Genomic DNA, 17,314 nt, shown 5'->3' on the forward strand with positions numbered 1-17,314 from the left:
CTACTTGACAGGGGGCAGTTCACATAATTGTCACGCCTCTTTTTTCTATCTAACAATAGCCGTTATGTCGGGCTATAAAAGTCAAACTCTCAGGAGATTTTTCAAAACCCGCCAATTACTGGGCTGTACTTGTTCGGCCTTTTGGTCCAGCGCGTCGACTCTTAACGACTTTTGTCACACCTACTTTATTCCGGTCGTTCTAATACATAAGGTTTTGTGATATCCGTATACAAATTGCCGGCTAATCTGGCAACAGGGGCTAACTCTTCGTACAAGACATAGCCTTTTTCCTCGTCATATACCGATGCATCTAAATGATAGTCGGTAATTTCAAGTATGAACATATCAGTGATGATATGGTCCTTGCGGTCACGGATTGGGATATACTGGTAGACTTTTACTTCAAGGCGAATTAAAGCATCAGCCACACCTGGTGGGCTCACAGTCAGTGAATTAACTGTTTGAATATCAGCGAGGGACAATTCACTGACCTCTGCTGAAACTTTGGCAGCGGTAGCGTTCATTTTATCAATGAAGGACTTGCTGACAATATTCACCACACCTTCAGGATGGTCTAATAAATTGCGGGCGGTATCTTTAATGGAAAAATCTTCTTTTCGAAGAATAGCCATTGAAATTAAGGGCAACTTTTGCCCGGCACCACTAGTAAAGGAAAAGGGTGCCAAATTGATGACACCCGTTTCTTTGTTTTCACTAGTAATCCAACCAATTGGTCGGGGTACAATGGCACCAGATAGCAATTTATATTGTTGCTTTTCGTCTATTTGACTGGCTGCTAAATGATACATGAACGGTTGAACTCCTTTAAGCTGGTGTGACACAAACGATTTCATTAATGTTTGTATGATCAACGTAGGTTAATAAACCACTTGCTTGGTCACGTGTAAATAATGAAATCTGTGGTTGGAATTGGTGACCAACGATGACAAATGATTCATCGACATTGAAGTTGAAGTCACGCGGGAAATCACCTTCAGTTGAAATATTTTGAATTTCAGTTAAGCTTTGCCCATCTTCTGAAACTTCAAAAACAGTAATTGAGTTGTGACCACGGTTTGAAACGTATAAGAATTTGTTGTCACTTGATAAACGAATCGCTGCTGATGAATTGAATTCAGTCCAATCGCTTGGAATCGTGTCATAACGGTTTCCAGCAATCAAAGAACCATCTTCTTGAATGTTTAACACTTCAACTGTGTAGTCCAATTCCCCTAAAAGGTAAACGATTGGTTCAGAATGGTGGAAAGCAAGGTGACGTGGGCCAGTACCAGGCGCCGCTTTGTAGACACTCACTTCAGCTAATTTGTTATCATCGGTAAGTGTATAAGTGTGCACTTCATCAGTTCCTAAATCACAAGAAAGAATGTATTTGTGGTCATTTGTTGGATGGATAAAGTGGGCATGGGCAAAGTCTTGGTTTTCATGCGGGCCAACTGGTGAAGTATGTTGGATGACATCCGTTACAGTCAATGTACCATCTTCGTTGACTTTAATCACTGCTAATTCACCTTTTTTGTAGTTAGCATCATAAAGAACTTTTGCTTCTTCATCATATGTTAAGTAACAGCCATTTTCGTTAAATACTTTCACACGGTCTTTAAAGGCAAATTGCCCATCATTATTTTCGTAATGGGCAACACCGGGCTCATCACCGTCACTTAAAGTGAATAGATGTTTGCCGTCTTTTGATAAAGTAATGTAAGTAGGGTTGTTTTCTTCAATAATCAATTCACTTGCTTCAAAAGCTTTCTTATCAGCATTTAACGTTAAGGTATGGATCCCCTTATTGTCTTCACGTGTATAGCCAGATACATAAATCGTTTCCATAATAAAAATCCCTTCTTTCATAAGATAATCTCATTATACAAGAAAACGCTCTTATTAACACCAAAAACGGCTACACTTTGATTGTTTAGGCACTTATATAGGAAGAAATATTTGCTATAATAGACTTATGCATAACAGGAGGCGATGTCATGAACGATAAAATCAAATCAGAGGAAACAGCATCAACGAAAGATCCATCACCATCAAAAGAGCAGATAGCTTTTTCAAAATCCTGGTTTTTCAAATATATTTTAAATAATCGATATACTAGCGCCTTGATGGTCGGTATTTTAATTGTCATTTTCATGAGCCTATTTAGCCGAGTCTCATACCTATTAGCCCCCGCCATTTCCTTTATCCAATATGTTTCACTACCTATTATCGTGGCAGCTATTTTCTACTATTTGACAGTGCCTTTAGTGAATCAAATCGAAAAAAAGGGACTCCACCGAACCTGGGGATCAGCAATAGTTTTAATACTGATTGCGGTGGTCGTTACAGGCCTTATTGCCTTAATCCCAACAGTAGCAGATGAAGGGCGTAATTTGATCAACAACTGGGATACTATTTGGTCAGACTATCAAAGTCGCTTACAAACCTTGATTCGCGGTGATTGGTACGACCAAGTGAATATGGTGGTCCAATCAGCTATGAATGATGTATTAGACCTGTCATCATTTAATTGGGAGAGCATTGCTAATTCAGCAATCACAAGTGTCTCGTCTATCGTAGGGACAGTGACCAGGGTAGCAGTAGCTATTTTTACCGCACCGATTATCTTGTTCTATATGTTACGTGACGGTCACAAATTGCCCACATATGTCGCGCAATTTCTGCCTATTAAAATTCGTAAGGCGACCTTAAGCCTATTAAGCGATATGAATTTACAAATTAGCCAATATATCCGTGGACAAATTATTGTCGCGATTGGGGTAGCCATTATGTTTGTAGTGGGTTACTCAATTGTTGGCCTACCTTATGGAGTAATTATTGGGGTTGCTGCAGGTTTCTTAAATGTCATTCCTTATATAGGATCATTCTTAGCTATGGTGCCAGCCATTATTGTCGCGATTGTAGTTGGACCAATGATGATTGTAAAAGTCTTGATTGTATTCGCTATTGAGCAGACGATTGAAAGTCGTGTGATTTCACCACAAGTTTTGGGGTCCAATATGGCCATTCACCCAGTCACCATCATGCTTTTATTAATTTCAGCAGGATCAATTTTCGGGGTTGCGGGGGTTGTATTCGTCATTCCAATTTACGCCGTCATCAAAGTCATGTTTAGCCACTTCTTTGCTTGGTATAAACGCGTTTCCGGCTTATATTCAGAAGATGAAAGCATATTAGAGGAGACCATTTCAGAGGATACACCCGGCAAGTAATTTTTATTTGTGTAATGAGAGAAAAGGGGGTATAATGCCCTCTTGAAGCAATATTCACATTGTTTATATTATAAAACATAAGAGGAGGAATTAGATGTGGCGTTTAATTAAACGAATTCCCTTTTGGGCTATGTTCGGGGCAATTGTCTTTGCCTTAACACAGGCTATTGGGGAATTACTATTGCCAACGCAGACCGCTCGCATTATCGACGAGGGTGTTGCGGCAGGAGACATGCAGGCTATCTACAGCATTGGTGCTCAGATGATCTTGATTACTATCTTAGTCATTATTTCTGCAGGGATTTCAGTATATATTTCTGCCCGTACTAGCCAAGACTTGGGTAGAAAATTGCGTAATGAAATTTATACAAAAGTTTTGCAGTTTTCAAAAGAAGATATGGGGACCTATGGTGAGGCCTCATTGATTACGCGTTCTTCAAACGATATTCAACAGATTGAAGTGACGGTCATGATGATTATGCGTATGGTATTACTTTCACCAGCCATGCTGCTAGCAGCTGTCGTGATGGCTGTATTAGCTAGTCCAGAATTGAGTTTAGTTTATGCAGTTTCAGGTCCAGTATTAGCCTTATTAATTTTTATTATTTTACGCATTGTGTCACCATATTTTAAATCCATGCAACGTAAGGTTGATAATTTGAACCTTATTTTCCGGGAAGGATTAACAGGTGTACGTGTTGTAAGAGCCTTTAACAAATCAGATTTTGAAGTAGCACGATTTGCTGAAGCCAATAAAGATTATGCGGATACAGCGATTAAAGCAATGTTCCGGATGTCTTTTTTAATGCCTATCATGACAACAATTCTATCACTAACAAACATTACTTTATCATGGCGCGGTGCCCATTTAGTGGCCGCTCAAAACCTAAGTGTTGGGGTCATCCTTTCATTTGTCAATTATTCATTCATTATCATGTTTTCATTCATGATGTTAGGGATGATTTTCGTGATTTTACCGCGTGCTCAAGTGTCTGCTCAACGGATCAACGAAATTTTGGATACTGAAATTACTATTCAGTCACCTGAAAACCCAGTATCTATTGACCGTCAAGCACCTGGTGAAGTAACATTCGAAAACGTTGCCTTTAAATTTGGTAACGCAGAGCATAATGTAGTGGACGACATCAACTTCCAAGTGAAACCAGGGCAAACCTTAGCCATTATTGGGGGTACTGGTTCTGGGAAAACAACGATTGCCAACTTACTCTTACGTTTTTCAGACGTAACTAAAGGTGCTGTTAAAGTCAATGATACAGATGTGCGCGACTTATCATTGAATAATTTGCGTGATCTGGTCAGCTATGTACCGCAAAAAGCCAACTTATTCTCAGGGACCATTCGTGAAAACTTGAAGTATGGTAACAGTGAGGCTACCGATGAAGAACTTTGGTATGCCTTACGCATTGCTCAATCCGAATCATTCGTTCGCGATTTGCCGGATGGTTTAGATGCCCACGTGGCCCAAGGTGGGAATAACTTCTCAGGTGGACAAAAGCAAAGACTTTGTATTGCCCGTGCCATCGTTAAACAATCAAACATTTATCTTTTCGATGACTCATTCTCGGCCTTAGATTACACCACTGACCGTAATTTACGAGGGGCTTTAAAAGAAGTGACTGAAAATGCAGCAACAATTATTATTGCGCAACGTGTTTCAACTATTCGTGATGCAGATACGATCATAGTCCTTGATAAGGGTGAAATTTCTGGTATCGGTAGCCATGATGAATTAATGGCAAATGATATTTACCGAGAAATTGTCGAATCACAAATTAAGGGGGCGAACTAATGGCGAATAACAGAAAAAAACTAGAAGGCCGCCGTCATAAACCGAAAAACTTTTGGTCAACCCTGGGTCGCTTCATCAAATATATGGCGAGTCGTAAATGGACATTCTTATTGATTATTGTCCTAATTATCCTAGCAACCACATTTCAAATTGTGTCACCACGTATTTTAGGTCAAGCAACTACGCTAATTACCGATGGGGTAAGTAATGGCTTGCAAAACGTCGATGGACAGCAAATGTACGTCATTGATTATGCTGGTTTAGCAAAAATCTTAACTAAAGTAGTCACTTTTTACTTTATTAGTGCTTTATTTAACTTTTTACAAGGGGCTTTATTAAGTCGCACTGCCCAACGCGTAATTGAAGACTTAAGAAATGATATGCGGGCGAAATTAAACCGTCTGCCGATTTCATTCTTAGATTCAACGCCAAATGGTGAAATCATGTCACGCGCCATCAATGACGTTGAAGCGATTGCTATGTCACTACAACAAACCTTGCAACAGGTTTTGATGTCTAGTACGCAATTTGTCCTAACTATCACGATGATGACATTAATTAGTTCAAAAATGACCTTAATTGCAGCAGGAACTATTTTGCTATCTACAATTGTTATGCTGTCTATTACACCGGTATCTCAAAGACTATTCGCTGCCCAACAAAGGGTGCAAGGGAATATGAATGCCTATATCGAAGAAAACTATTCTGGTCAAATTGAAAATAATGCTTTCAACCAAAATGAAGGTAAAATTGCTCAGTTTGAAGAAAAATCAGCCGAATACTATGCGGTTTCTTGGAAAGCCCAATTCATTTCGGGTATTTTGATGCCGTTGATGAATTTAGCGAAAAACTTTGGTTACGTAGCGGTAGCTATCGTCGGTGGTTTCTCAGTAGCTAACGGTACTATGGTAATTGGGGACGTTCAAGCCATGTTACAATACGCGGGAATCCTATCAGAGCCATTAAAACAAACGGCCAACATGATCAACCAATTACAACGGATGGTAGCATCTATCGAACGTATTTTTGAATTCCTTGACGTTGAAGAAATGGAAGAAGTAACTTCTGGTCAACCAGCTATTGAAACAGACTATAAGATGATTTTCGACCACGTCCAATTTGGTTATCAACCAGGCGAAGAGAACCTATTAATGACTGATTTCAACCTAACCGTTGAGCCAGGTCAAATGGTGGCGATTGTAGGACCTACAGGGGCCGGTAAATCAACTATTATCAACTTAATTGAACGGTTCTATAATATTTCTGGTGGGTCTATTAAATATGATGGTGTAGATACAAGAGATATTGACCAAGAAGAATTACGTTCACGAATGGGTATGGTATTGCAAGATACTTGGCTATTTAATGGGTCTATTGCAGACAATATTGCCTACGGGTCAAACAATCCAAATGTGACACGTGATGAAGTGGTTCGTGCCGCAAAAGCTGCCCATGTAGATGACTTTGTGCGAACCTTACCAAATGGATATGACACCATTATCAACCAAGATGGGTCTAATATTTCTCAAGGTCAACGTCAATTAGTGACGATTGCTCGGGCCTTCATGTCTGATCCGGAGATTTTAATCTTGGATGAAGCAACATCATCAATTGATACCCGTACAGAAAAACTCATTCAAAAAGCCATGAATCAATTACTTGAAGGGCGGACTTCATTTGTTGTTGCCCACCGTTTATCAACCATTCAAGATGCAGATAACATTATTGTATTGAACCATGGTGATGTCATTGAAACAGGTAACCACGAGGAATTATTAGCTCAAGAAGGCTTCTATTATAACCTTTATAATTCACAATTTGTTAAAGGTGAATTTGAATAAGCACGTATGTGCATCAAAAAAGCGAGTCGTTTTAATCTAAACGGCTCGCTTTTTGAGTGCATCTTATTCAAATGTCATGATACTTTTGCTGGTTGTAATTGTTGGTGTGTAGGCTTTTGATAATTGAAGGCAAAGTCATCATCTAAAATCCATTTGGCAATATCTGCTTGTGGAATCAAAAGTGGCATCCGGTTGTGGATAGGACTAACCACTTCATCAGGTTCCGTAGTAAGGATAATAGACTCGGCTTGTTTTTGCCCGGTCTTTTTGTCAGGATAAATTCGGTAAAAGCCACCGACGTAAATGACCCGACCAGAATCGGAGAAAGTGTAAGCTTCCTTATCGTCAGTAAATTCAAAGAAGGCAGACATAGGGAAGACAATCCGTTGACCTTCAAATGGTGCTTTAAAGGTCTTCTTGTTTCGGACTGTTTCAACCCGGGCGTTAATCATCAATTGGCTGGGCTTGAATCCTGTAAAGCCCCAACGCGTAATGCCAGGGACGATTTCACCATCTGGATTAGCACCAAGTGTTACCACTTGATTTGAAGGGTAGACCGTATCATCGCTTAAGGCAGTCAAATCAACACCACGACTGGCAATTTCATCGTAATAATCGAAGAGAATTTGCTCATTTTTATCATATAAATAGCGACCACACATAGGATAGCTCCTTTACTTTTAGGCAAAAGGGACTTCAAATTTAAGCTGACTGGTTTTCTCTCGCTAATCTGGCTTTCATATTTTTAATGGCTAACCCAATGATCTCATTGGTTAACTGTTCGTTACGAACTAATAAAGGCCCGTGGAAGTAAGACCCAAAGGTGTTTTTGTACATAACGCCTTCCGTTTGGTCTTCACCGTTGTTACCGAAACCAGTAACCACTTTTCCTAAAGGTTGGGTATTTTCGCCTAAAAAGGTCCGGCCATTATGGTTTTCATAACCGTAATAAGTCTGTCCAAAACGGTCATTTTCAATCACGATATCACCGATAAAGCGGTTATTGTCTTGATTTAATGTGTAGTGGTCTAGGGCACCAATACCTTCTAACCGGTCACCGGCAGCATTGATGTAGTACTTTCCAAGTAATTGGAATCCACCGCAGATACCGATTGTTACCCCGTCGTTTTCAATATACTCGGTTAAGGCTTCTTTTTTTAATTGGATGTCACGGGCTACAATTTTTTGTTCATAATCTTGACCACCACCAAAGAAGACTAGGTCAAATTGGCTAGGGTCAAATTCATCTCCGATAGAGACTAATTGAGTTTCAACATTAACGTTTTGTGCTTTCGCTGCATGTTGTAACATCAATAAGTTACCGTTATCACCATATGTATTCATTAAGTTCCCATATAAATGGGCAATTTTTAAAGTTTGTTCCATTAATTCATGCGCTCCTTCACGTAACCTAATTCAGCCAGTTCTTTTCTAATCGCAAGCATAGCAGTGTAAGTCGCTAGAATATAGACTTTTTCAGTAGGTGCATTTCTCACTGCATCAATGATGGCTTTAGGATCTTCTAATTGGATTAATTGGTCTTGGTTAAAGCCAGCGACTGCCATACGTTTAGATAAGTCAGCCACACGAATACCTGCCACATAAGAAGCTTCAATATTGTCCATTTCGGCTAATTTTTCAAAGTTGCCATCCCAAATCCATGATACATCTTGACCGTCAGCGGGGCGGTCATTTAACACTGAAATTAGGGTGTATGGTGCTTTTTCCAACAGACACAATTCGATGATTTGGTTAAGACCTACAGGGTTTTTGATAAGATTAATTCGTAAGTCGTGACCTTCCACGTCAATGGCTTCTTGACGCCCGAAAATACGTTTAGCCCCTTGTAATCCTTCAGCGATATCTGCTTGGCTGACACCAAAATAACGGCCTAGTGAGTAAGCTGATAAGGCGTTGTAGACATTGTATAGTCCAGCAACTGGAATACTGTATTGGTAGCCATCAATTGTAAAGCTAGCTGATTCCGGTGTTAATTCATTGATTTCTTCTACTTGGTAAGTCAATGTTGGACGACTAGCGCCACAGTTTGGACAGAAGTAGTCACCTAAGTTGCTGTAAGTAATGCTGTGGTAATGTAATACATGCTCACAATTTGGGCAAATAACGCCATCCGTATTGTTGTCCGCTAGGAAGTCTTTTGATTGGTCCTCAGTGTTAAAACCAAAGAAAACTTGCTTGTTGTCTACTTTACGTGATGAGAAAATTGGGGCATCCCCATTTTGCATCAGAATAGCGTCTTTCGCTTTTGCTGCACCTTGTAGGATAAAGTCATAAGTGGTGTAGATTTCACCATACCGATCCATTTGGTCACGGAAGATATTGGTGGTTAAAATCACTTCTGGTTTAATGTGTTCAGTGATATGACGTAAAGAAGCTTCGTCCACTTCAAGAACAGCGACTTTATCTTTAGTCTTTATACCGGAGTCTTCAATGAAGGATGAAGTGATTCCTTGCAGCATGTTTGACCCTGAATTGTTAGTCATGACATGAACAAATTTTTGTTTCAAAATATTGACAGTTAGGGCAGTGGTCACTGTTTTCCCGTTGGTTCCTGTAATAATAACTACACGGTAATTCTCACCTAAGGATTTTAAGATCTCAGGATCAATTTTGTGTGCAATTTTACCAGGTAGAGAAGTACCACCGCTTGTAAATCTCTTTAATAATTGTTGGCTCGTACGGCCAGCTACAGTTGCTAGTTGACTCTTAAATTTCATTTTTGGCACTCCTCTAATCATTTGCTATCCGCTATTTAGGCGAACCCTTAATGAGCTAATTTTACCATAGGTGGGCAAGATTCTAAAAAATTTCCTGTCATTTAAAATTTCTTTAAACTTTTACTGAGAATTTGACTTGCAGGCATGAAATAAAATTGACTAGTGACGGGAATAAAAGTAAAATGAATAGCTGAGTAAATCGATATTAAAAAGTATGGGAGTGTTTAAATGGCTCAGTTATTTTTCCGTTACGGTGCGATGAATAGTGGTAAGTCTTTTGAAATCATTAAGGTAGCACATAACTATGAAGAACAAAACAAACATGTCTTGGTTTATACCAGTGCTGTTGATAACCGTGCAGGCATAGGGAATGTGTCTAGTCGTGTGGGTGAAGAAAGATTAGCGCGTGCGATCGCGACGGAAACGGATGTATATGAGGATTTAACCACTTATATGCGTGAAAATGACCAAAAAATTTATTGTGTTCTGATTGATGAAGCCCAGTTTTTATCAAAAGACCATATCTACCAGTTGGCACGTATTGTTGACGAATTAGATATTCCAGTTATGGCTTTTGGCTTGAAAAATGACTTTTTAAATAATTTGTTTGAGGGGTCTAAATATCTATTGCTTTTAGCTGACAAAATTGAAGAAGTGAAAACTATCTGCTGGTTCTGTGCCAAGAAAGCCATTATGAATATGCGTGTTGCTGACGGTAAACCTGTATACGAAGGTGAGCAAGTGCAAATTGGCGGAAATGAAGCCTATTACCCAGTTTGTCGTAAACATTATCACCATCCACCGTTGAAAGATGGTAAAATCTATATTGAACGCAATACTGGTGAATAGTAGGTAAGTAGGTGTAAGTCATTTAACTTTTGTCATACCTAGTTTAATATCGATAATAGACTGTAAGTTTTATATAAAGAAATAGAAAAGAGTTGAAAGCATGTTTACAGACCAATTAGATTCATTTATTGCCCGCTATGCGGAAGTAACTGAGTTAATGAGTGACCCGGACGTGATTAATGACAATCAACGGTTCCGTGCTATCTCTAAAGAAGAAGCTGATTTAAGACCGAAAGTAGAAACATTTAGTCACTATAAAGATGTGATCCAAGGTATTGAAGATACTGAGGAATTATTAGCAGAGTCATCAGACGATGAAATGACTGAATTAGCAAAAGAAGAATTGAAAGAATTAAAAGCAGAACGTGAGAGTCTTGAAGAAGAAATTAAACGTTTAATGATTCCTTCAGATCCAAACGACGATAAAAACATCATCATGGAAATCCGTGGTGCAGCAGGTGGGGACGAAGCCCAATTGTTCGCTGGTGACTTGTATGAAATGTATAGCCGTTATGCAACTAGCCAAGGTTGGCGCGTTGAGGTTATTGAATCATCTAGTAATGATATCGGTGGTTTCAAAGAAATTACCTTACAAATTCAAGGTGACAAAGTATATTCTAAATTAAAATTTGAATCTGGCGCTCACCGTGTCCAACGTGTACCAGATACTGAGTCTCAAGGTCGTGTGCATACATCTACTGCTACAGTGGGTGTCATGCCTGAACTTGAAGATATCGACTTTGACTTAGATGAGGGTGATATCCGTATTGATATTTACCGTGCCTCTGGTGCCGGTGGTCAGCACGTTAACAAGACCTCTTCTGCCGTTCGTTTAACCCATGAACCAACAGGTATTCAAGTGGCTATGCAAGACCAACGTTCACAGCAACAAAATAAAGATAAAGCAATGATGATCTTACGTTCACGCGTATACGAAAAAATTGCTTCAGAGCAACAAAATGAATATGATTCACAACGTAAGAACTTAGTAGGTACTGGGGACCGTTCAGAACGTATCCGTACTTACAACTATCCTCAAAATCGTGTGACTGATCACCGAATTGGTTTAACTATTCAAAAATTGGACCGTATCATGACAGGCGAATTGGATGAAATCGTTGACGCTTTATTATTAGCCGATCAAGCCAATAAGTTAGAGGAGTTAAATGATTAATCAAACGTATTTAGAGGTCCAGGTTTGGGCCTCTTCTTTTTTAGAAGAAAACAACCAAGAAGCTGAAATTGCTTACCATCTCTTGCTTGATCTAGCCGATTTTTCAGTTTCAGATTGGGTCCTTAAACGTAAGCACATCATGCCAGCTGACCAGAAAGAAGCCTATCAAGCGGCTATTGAAAAGGTGGCTAAAGAAAACTATCCTTGGCAGTATATTGTCGGGAAAGCATGGTTTTACGGTGAAACTTTCAAGGTTTCACCAGCTACTTTAATTCCAAGACAAGAAACAGAAGATTTGGTGTCTTTTGTGGCCGATCTAATCAAAAAGGGGCATATCGCGCAAGATGCACGGGTCCTTGATATTGGTACCGGTACGGGGATTATTGCCATCACTTTGAAACAGCATTTTCCTAATCTACAAGTCACAGCGACAGATATTTCACCGGATGCTTTAGACATTGCCCGTGAAAATGCCGTGGATAAAAAAGCTGTTATTGATTTTCAACTTGGTGATTTATTTGAACCAGTTTTTGGCCAAGAATTTGATCTAATCATTTCAAACCCACCTTATATCGGCTCAGATGAAACGGATGTGATGTCTAAATCAACGGTCCTCTATGAACCGGATTTAGCCCTTTTTGCAGAGGAAAACGGCTATCAAATTTATTGGCGTTTATTTGACCAAATCCATGATTATTTGGCTAAGCCAGGTTACTTTATTGGTGAATTTGGTTACAAACAAGGACAATCCTTGCTTGCTGGCGCTAAAGACCGCCTGCGAGTGACGGACGCCAAGGTGAACATTATCCAAGATTATGCGGGCAATGACCGCATGCTAGTTATCCAAAATTCGTAAAAACACAAAAACGTATAAATCTAATTAAATGAGAAAGGAGTTCAACCTGTAATGACAAAAATCATTCAAGCAAGTGAAATAGAAGAAGGCGCTGCCTTACTGCAGGACGGTCAACTGGTGGCTTTTCCAACTGAAACAGTCTTTGGCTTAGGGGCTATCGCTAATAATGAGCAGGCAGTTGAGTCTGTTTATACCGTTAAAGGTCGTCCAAGCGATAATCCCTTGATTGTCCATATTGCTGATCCAGTAGATATCTTTGACTATATGATTGATGATGACCAAAAAAGACATGATTTAATCGACCAATTAACAAAGGCTTTCTGGCCGGGTCCTTTGACCCTAGTAGTGCCAGTTAAACCAGATACCTTTCCAAGTATAGTGACTGGTGGCATGGATACAGTAGGAATTCGCTTACCTGATCATGAAACGACGCGTGCTTTAATTCGCACAACTGGCTTTCCAATCGTTGGTCCGTCTGCCAATATTTCTGGTAAACCGAGTCCAACCCAAGTAACCCATGTGATGCATGACTTTGATGGGGTTATTGGTGGTGTTGTGAATGCTGAACCAACTCGTATTGGGGTGGAATCTACGGTTTTAGACCTGACAGATTCAAGAGGTTTAATCATTTTGCGCCCTGGATACATTACCAAGTCAATGCTAGCTGAAGTGGTGACAGACATGCCGATATATATGGGCGGAACCATTGCCAATAACGCGGAAGAAGCGCCGAAAGCACCAGGTATGAAATATATTCACTACAGTCCTAACCAACCAGTGATGGCCGTTTCGTCTGATAAAATGGCGAATGTACTAGCTGATCTATCTAGCCAATCGATCAAGGTAGCATTGGCAACTAGTGAAAATAATTTTGAAAAATACAAAACCTCAGTTGCCTCGATTTTATCATTGGGACCGACAATAGAAACCGCTACACAACAGCTTTTCGCAGCTTTAAGAACTTTTGATGACCAAAAAAATATTCAACAAATTGTCGTCGAATTGTACCCTGATACAGAAAAAAATGGGGCATATCGCAATCGATTGATCAAAGCGAGTTCAACCGTGGTAGAATAGATCTAGATAAAAAAATTGGATAAGGTAGACCCCAAGGAATATTATCAAAAAATAAAACTGGAGGCAGATGCATGAGTAAGGACATTATTTTTGATTTATTAGATGAGGAAATGGACCGCCAACAACATGGGATTGAGCTAATCGCAAGCGAGAACTGGGTATCGGAGGATGTGCGACGTGCGCAGGGATCAATTGCAACCAATAAATACGCAGAAGGGTATCCGGGTAAACGCTACTACGGTGGCTGTGAAGTCGTAGATAAGATTGAAACATTGGCGATTGACCGCGCTAAAGAATTATTTGGTGCAGCATACGCAAATGTTCAACCACATTCAGGTTCACAAGCCAATATGGCCGTATATGACGCTTTCTTAGAGCCAGGCGATTTAGTTTTAGGGATGAACTTAACTGATGGTGGGCATTTGACTCACGGGTCAAATGTAAATTTCTCTGGTAAGAAATACAATTTTATTGCTTACAATGTCACAAATGATGAAGAATACATTGATTATGATGAAATCGACCGCTTAGCCAAAGAGCACCAACCTAAATTAATCGTTGCCGGTGCTTCAGCTTATGCGCGCACGATTGATTTTGAAAAAATCGCTGAAACTGCTAAAGCAGTAGGTGCATACTTTATGGTTGATATGGCTCACATTGCTGGTTTAGTTGCAGCGGGTCTACACCCAAATCCAATTCCTTATGCGGACGTTGTTACTTCTACAACACATAAAACTTTACGTGGCCCTCGCGGTGGTTTAATCCTAACTGCTAACGCAGATTACGTTAAGAAATTAAACTCTGCTATTTTCCCTGGCATCCAAGGAGGACCTTTAGAGCACGTGATTGCAGCCAAAGCTGTTGCCTTCGGCGAAGCCTTACAAGACGACTTTAAAGACTACCAAGCGCAAATCATCAAAAATGCCAAAGCATTTGAAAAAGTCTTCAATGAAGAAGGCATTCCTATGGTATCTGGTGGCACAGACAACCACTTGTTATTACTAAAAGTCATCGGTTTTGACGTGACAGGTGCTGAAATTGAAACTGCCTTAGATGAAGTTGGGATTACTGTAAATAAAAATACTATTCCAAATGAAACTTTAAGTCCATTTAAGACAAGCGGTATCCGTATTGGTACGCCAGCCATCACTACTCGTGGCTTTAAAGAAACGGAGTCTGAACAAGTAGCTCGATTGATTGCTAAAATCATTAAAAATCCTCAAGATGAGGCTGTTCGCGCTGATGTTCGTGCATCTGTAAAAGCCATAACTGAAGCAATTCCATTAAAATAATCTCATTTAAAGGACTTGAAGGCCTAGCTTACTTGCGCTAGACTTTCAAGTCCTATATAATATCTAGAGTTTGAGCAAAATTAATTGGCTGCATAAAATTTAAAAGTGAGGTAAATATTCATGAGTAAATTAGTTGTAATTGATCACCCCTTAGTGCAACACAAGATGGCTATGTTACGTGATAAAGATTTAGGGACTAAAGGTTTCCGTGAATTGGTAAATGAAATTACAATGTTTCTTGGTTACGAGGTAACGCGAGATTTACCAATGGAAGAAATTGAAATTGAAACACCTTTAGTTAAAACAACTCAAAACGTTATTGCTGGTAAAAAATTAGCAATCGCTCCAATTTTGCGTGCTGGATTAGGAATGGTTGATGGTATGCTGTTATTGATGCCAGCTGCAAAAGTAGGTCACATTGGTATGTTCCGTGACGAAGAAACTTTACAACCACAAGAGTACTTCTTCAAAATGCCTCAAGACATTGAAGAACGTGAAGTAATCGTAGTAGATCCAATGTTAGCGACTGGTGGATCTGCTATCATGGCCATTGATTCACTAGTGAAACGTAATGTTAAAGCAGAAAGCATTAAATTTGTATGTTTAGTTGCAGCGCCAGAAGGTGTGAAAGCTTTACAAGATGCTTACCCAGAAGTTGATATTTTTGCAGGTGCATTAGATGAGAAGTTAAACGAAGATGGCTACATCTTACCAGGTCTTGGTGACGCTGGTGACCGTCTGTTTGGTACTTTATAATTGTCATCAATTACATGTATATGCTACTCTTGATATACAAAACAAAGCATAAACATTTAAAACAAATAAATAAAATTAGATAGGTGATAATAAAAATGACGGAAAACATGATTGTTAAGGGTGGCCGTAAATTAAAAGGGCATGTAAGGGTTGATGGTGCAAAAAACGCTGTCTTACCTTTATTAGCAGCCACTTTATTAGCAGACCAAGGGAAGAGTCGCATTACCAACGCATCATTACTATCAGATGTATATGTAATGAACGATGTATTGCGTAACTTAAATGCGCAAGTTGATTTCGATGAAGAAAACAACGAAATTATCGTGGACGCTTCTAGTGGTCTAACCACTGAAGCACCATTTGAACTTGTGAGCAAAATGCGTGCTTCAATCGTTGTAATGGGTCCATTATTGTCTCGTTATGGTCACGCTAAATTTGCTATGCCAGGTGGTTGCGCTATTGGTTCGCGTCCAATTGACTTACATGTTAAAGGATTTGAGGCTTTAGGTGCTAAAGTGACAACTACAGCAGGTTATGTTGAAGCAAGCGCTGATAAATTGGTGGGTGCTAACATTTATTTAGACTTCCCAAGTGTTGGGGCAACACAAAATATTATGATGGCTGCTGCATTAGCTGAAGGGACAACAATCATTGAGAACGTTGCCCGCGAACCTGAAATCGTCGACTTAGCTAACTTTATCAATAAAATGGGTGGTCGCGTTCAAGGTGCCGGTACAGATACCATTAAAATCCGTGGGGTTGAAAGCCTAGAAGGAACTGAACATTCTGTCATTCCTGACCGTATTGAAGCAGGAACATTTATGGTAGCTGCAGCCATTACTGAAGGTGATGTCTACATCGAAGACGCGATTTCAGAACACAATCAACCATTAATTTCTAAATTAAAAGAATTAGGGGCGACAATTACTGAAGACGTATCTGGTGTCCGTGTGCAAGGTTCTACCGTTTTACATCAAACAAAAGCCAGAACTTTACCATATCCAGGTTTCCCGACTGATATTCAATCACCATTTACAGTGGCCCAAGTTTTAGCAGAGGGTACTTCAGAAATGGAAGAAACTGTTTTTGAAAACCGCTTTATGCACTTAGAAGAATTGCGTAGAATGAACGCTAACTTTAATATTAACGGCAATACAGCTATTATGAATGGTCCTGCTAAGTTACAAGGGGCAGCAGTAGCCGCTTCAGATTTACGTTCAGCAGCAGCCTTAATTTTGGCTGGTTTGAAGGCTGAAGGAATGACTAAAGTATCTGAATTGAAATATCTAGACCGTGGTTACCATTCATTCGATAAGAAATTACAGGCCTTAGGCGCAAATGTACTTCGGGTGGATGTAGATGGTAAATCAGACGCAGAACTTGCTAGTTTATTAGATTAGATTGGTCGTGACTTTATGAAACATTATCATCAATATATCAACGAACCATGGAAGAAGATTTTATTTTGGGGATTACTGTTATTGATTGTGGGTTTCCTATTATTCATTATCGGTGGGTTGATTGGGTACAGCATCTCGTCTGATCAATCAGCCTTCAATTTCTTAAACCCAGCTAGCTGGAACCATGTCCTCTCATTTATTCGTTAAATTAGATATGACCAATTATTGCCAAGGACTAGACCATTTTAGTTCTTGGCTTTTTTTATGGGCTCTTCGTCAAATAGGACT

General features: G+C 39.6%; 16 protein-coding genes. 11 read left to right on the forward strand and 5 right to left on the reverse strand.

Features of this window, described 5'->3' with window-relative positions; genetic code table 11:
- Positions 1-185: 185 nt before the first annotated feature.
- Both B2V22_RS03085 and B2V22_RS03090 read right to left on the reverse strand, forming a co-directional pair.
- Positions 186-809: a flavin reductase family protein gene (locus B2V22_RS03085; protein WP_290490501.1), complete on the reverse strand. Its 624-nt coding sequence runs from the start codon at positions 807-809 to the stop codon at positions 186-188.
- A 16-nt stretch (positions 810-825) separates the two neighbouring features.
- Entirely contained in the window at positions 826-1,869 is a 1,044-nt protein-coding gene (locus tag B2V22_RS03090; protein WP_290490503.1) for a lactonase family protein, read from the reverse strand.
- Positions 1,870-1,997: 128 nt separating this feature from the next.
- Here B2V22_RS03090 and B2V22_RS03095 point away from each other — a divergent pair, with 128 nt between their 5' ends.
- The 3 genes from B2V22_RS03095 (at position 1,998) to B2V22_RS03105 (ending at position 6,884) form a co-directional block, all read left to right on the forward strand.
- Entirely contained in the window at positions 1,998-3,233 is a 1,236-nt protein-coding gene (locus tag B2V22_RS03095; protein WP_290490505.1) for an AI-2E family transporter, read from the forward strand.
- A gap of 94 nt (positions 3,234-3,327) precedes the next feature.
- Positions 3,328-5,043 carry an ABC transporter ATP-binding protein gene (locus tag B2V22_RS03100; RefSeq protein ID WP_290490507.1) on the forward strand — a complete coding sequence of 572 codons (1,716 nt, stop codon included), beginning with the start codon at positions 3,328-3,330 and terminating at the stop codon, positions 5,041-5,043.
- Positions 5,043-6,884: an ABC transporter ATP-binding protein gene (locus B2V22_RS03105; RefSeq protein WP_290490508.1), complete on the forward strand. Its 1,842-nt coding sequence runs from the start codon at positions 5,043-5,045 to the stop codon at positions 6,882-6,884. The genes B2V22_RS03100 and B2V22_RS03105 overlap by 1 nt, the downstream gene beginning before the upstream one ends.
- A 74-nt stretch (positions 6,885-6,958) precedes the next feature.
- Here B2V22_RS03105 and B2V22_RS03110 read toward each other — a convergent pair whose 3' ends face one another.
- Genes B2V22_RS03110 through B2V22_RS03120 form a run of 3 tightly spaced genes read right to left on the reverse strand, consistent with a single transcriptional unit; the run spans position 6,959 to position 9,622 of the window.
- A complete protein-coding gene (locus B2V22_RS03110; protein WP_290490510.1) occupies positions 6,959-7,546 on the reverse strand; it encodes an SOS response-associated peptidase family protein in 588 nt (195 codons plus the stop codon).
- 40 nt (positions 7,547-7,586) lie between these two features.
- Entirely contained in the window at positions 7,587-8,270 is a 684-nt protein-coding gene (locus tag B2V22_RS03115) for a type 1 glutamine amidotransferase (protein WP_290490511.1), read from the reverse strand.
- Entirely contained in the window at positions 8,270-9,622 is a 1,353-nt protein-coding gene (locus B2V22_RS03120) for a Mur ligase family protein (protein ID WP_290490512.1), read from the reverse strand. Before B2V22_RS03120 ends, B2V22_RS03115 begins: the two co-directional genes overlap by 1 nt.
- 228 nt (positions 9,623-9,850) lie before the next feature.
- Between B2V22_RS03120 and B2V22_RS03125 the strand changes: the two genes are divergently transcribed.
- The 8 genes from B2V22_RS03125 to B2V22_RS03160 all read left to right on the forward strand — a co-directional run bounded on the left by B2V22_RS03125 (position 9,851) and on the right by B2V22_RS03160 (position 17,233).
- Positions 9,851-10,471, forward strand: a complete 621-nt coding sequence (locus B2V22_RS03125; protein ID WP_290490514.1) for a thymidine kinase — start codon at positions 9,851-9,853, stop codon at positions 10,469-10,471.
- Between the two features lie 100 nt (positions 10,472-10,571).
- Complete coding sequence (gene prfA, locus B2V22_RS03130) at positions 10,572-11,645, forward strand: peptide chain release factor 1 (protein ID WP_290490515.1); 1,074 nt, start codon at positions 10,572-10,574, stop codon at positions 11,643-11,645.
- Positions 11,638-12,501 (forward strand): peptide chain release factor N(5)-glutamine methyltransferase, encoded by an 864-nt coding sequence (gene prmC, locus B2V22_RS03135; protein WP_290490517.1) that lies wholly within the window; start codon positions 11,638-11,640, stop codon positions 12,499-12,501. The genes prfA and prmC overlap by 8 nt, the downstream gene beginning before the upstream one ends.
- A gap of 51 nt (positions 12,502-12,552) precedes the next feature.
- Positions 12,553-13,578: an L-threonylcarbamoyladenylate synthase gene (locus B2V22_RS03140; protein ID WP_290490519.1), complete on the forward strand. Its 1,026-nt coding sequence runs from the start codon at positions 12,553-12,555 to the stop codon at positions 13,576-13,578.
- Between the two features lie 71 nt (positions 13,579-13,649).
- A complete protein-coding gene (gene glyA / locus B2V22_RS03145) occupies positions 13,650-14,870 on the forward strand; it encodes a serine hydroxymethyltransferase (protein WP_290490521.1) in 1,221 nt (406 codons plus the stop codon).
- Positions 14,871-14,990: 120 nt separating this feature from the next.
- Positions 14,991-15,626 carry a uracil phosphoribosyltransferase gene (upp, locus tag B2V22_RS03150; RefSeq protein ID WP_290490523.1) on the forward strand — a complete coding sequence of 212 codons (636 nt, stop codon included), beginning with the start codon at positions 14,991-14,993 and terminating at the stop codon, positions 15,624-15,626.
- A gap of 95 nt (positions 15,627-15,721) precedes the next feature.
- Positions 15,722-17,026: a UDP-N-acetylglucosamine 1-carboxyvinyltransferase gene (gene murA / locus B2V22_RS03155; RefSeq protein ID WP_290490524.1), complete on the forward strand. Its 1,305-nt coding sequence runs from the start codon at positions 15,722-15,724 to the stop codon at positions 17,024-17,026.
- 15 nt (positions 17,027-17,041) lie between these two features.
- Entirely contained in the window at positions 17,042-17,233 is a 192-nt protein-coding gene (locus tag B2V22_RS03160) for a DNA-directed RNA polymerase subunit beta (protein ID WP_290490525.1), read from the forward strand.
- Positions 17,234-17,314: the final 81 nt, after the last annotated feature.

The sequence above is a fragment of the Aerococcus sp. UBA6277 genome, from assembly GCF_002440555.1.
GTDB lineage: Bacteria > Bacillota > Bacilli > Lactobacillales > Aerococcaceae > Aerococcus.

Coding starts and splice junctions, on each gene's coding strand:
- B2V22_RS03085 (WP_290490501.1), bottom strand. CDS start 809: ATGTATCATTTAGCAGCCAGTCAAATAGACGAAAAGCAACAATATAAA.
- B2V22_RS03090 (WP_290490503.1), bottom strand. CDS start 1,869: ATGAAAGAAGGGATTTTTATTATGGAAACGATTTATGTATCTGGCTAT.
- B2V22_RS03095 (WP_290490505.1), top strand. CDS start 1,998: ATGAACGATAAAATCAAATCAGAGGAAACAGCATCAACGAAAGATCCA.
- B2V22_RS03100 (WP_290490507.1), top strand. CDS start 3,328: ATGTGGCGTTTAATTAAACGAATTCCCTTTTGGGCTATGTTCGGGGCA.
- B2V22_RS03105 (WP_290490508.1), top strand. CDS start 5,043: ATGGCGAATAACAGAAAAAAACTAGAAGGCCGCCGTCATAAACCGAAA.
- B2V22_RS03110 (WP_290490510.1), bottom strand. CDS start 7,546: ATGTGTGGTCGCTATTTATATGATAAAAATGAGCAAATTCTCTTCGAT.
- B2V22_RS03115 (WP_290490511.1), bottom strand. CDS start 8,270: ATGGAACAAACTTTAAAAATTGCCCATTTATATGGGAACTTAATGAAT.
- B2V22_RS03120 (WP_290490512.1), bottom strand. CDS start 9,622: ATGAAATTTAAGAGTCAACTAGCAACTGTAGCTGGCCGTACGAGCCAA.
- B2V22_RS03125 (WP_290490514.1), top strand. CDS start 9,851: ATGGCTCAGTTATTTTTCCGTTACGGTGCGATGAATAGTGGTAAGTCT.
- prfA (WP_290490515.1), top strand. CDS start 10,572: ATGTTTACAGACCAATTAGATTCATTTATTGCCCGCTATGCGGAAGTA.
- prmC (WP_290490517.1), top strand. CDS start 11,638: ATGATTAATCAAACGTATTTAGAGGTCCAGGTTTGGGCCTCTTCTTTT.
- B2V22_RS03140 (WP_290490519.1), top strand. CDS start 12,553: ATGACAAAAATCATTCAAGCAAGTGAAATAGAAGAAGGCGCTGCCTTA.
- glyA (WP_290490521.1), top strand. CDS start 13,650: ATGAGTAAGGACATTATTTTTGATTTATTAGATGAGGAAATGGACCGC.
- upp (WP_290490523.1), top strand. CDS start 14,991: ATGAGTAAATTAGTTGTAATTGATCACCCCTTAGTGCAACACAAGATG.
- murA (WP_290490524.1), top strand. CDS start 15,722: ATGACGGAAAACATGATTGTTAAGGGTGGCCGTAAATTAAAAGGGCAT.
- B2V22_RS03160 (WP_290490525.1), top strand. CDS start 17,042: ATGAAACATTATCATCAATATATCAACGAACCATGGAAGAAGATTTTA.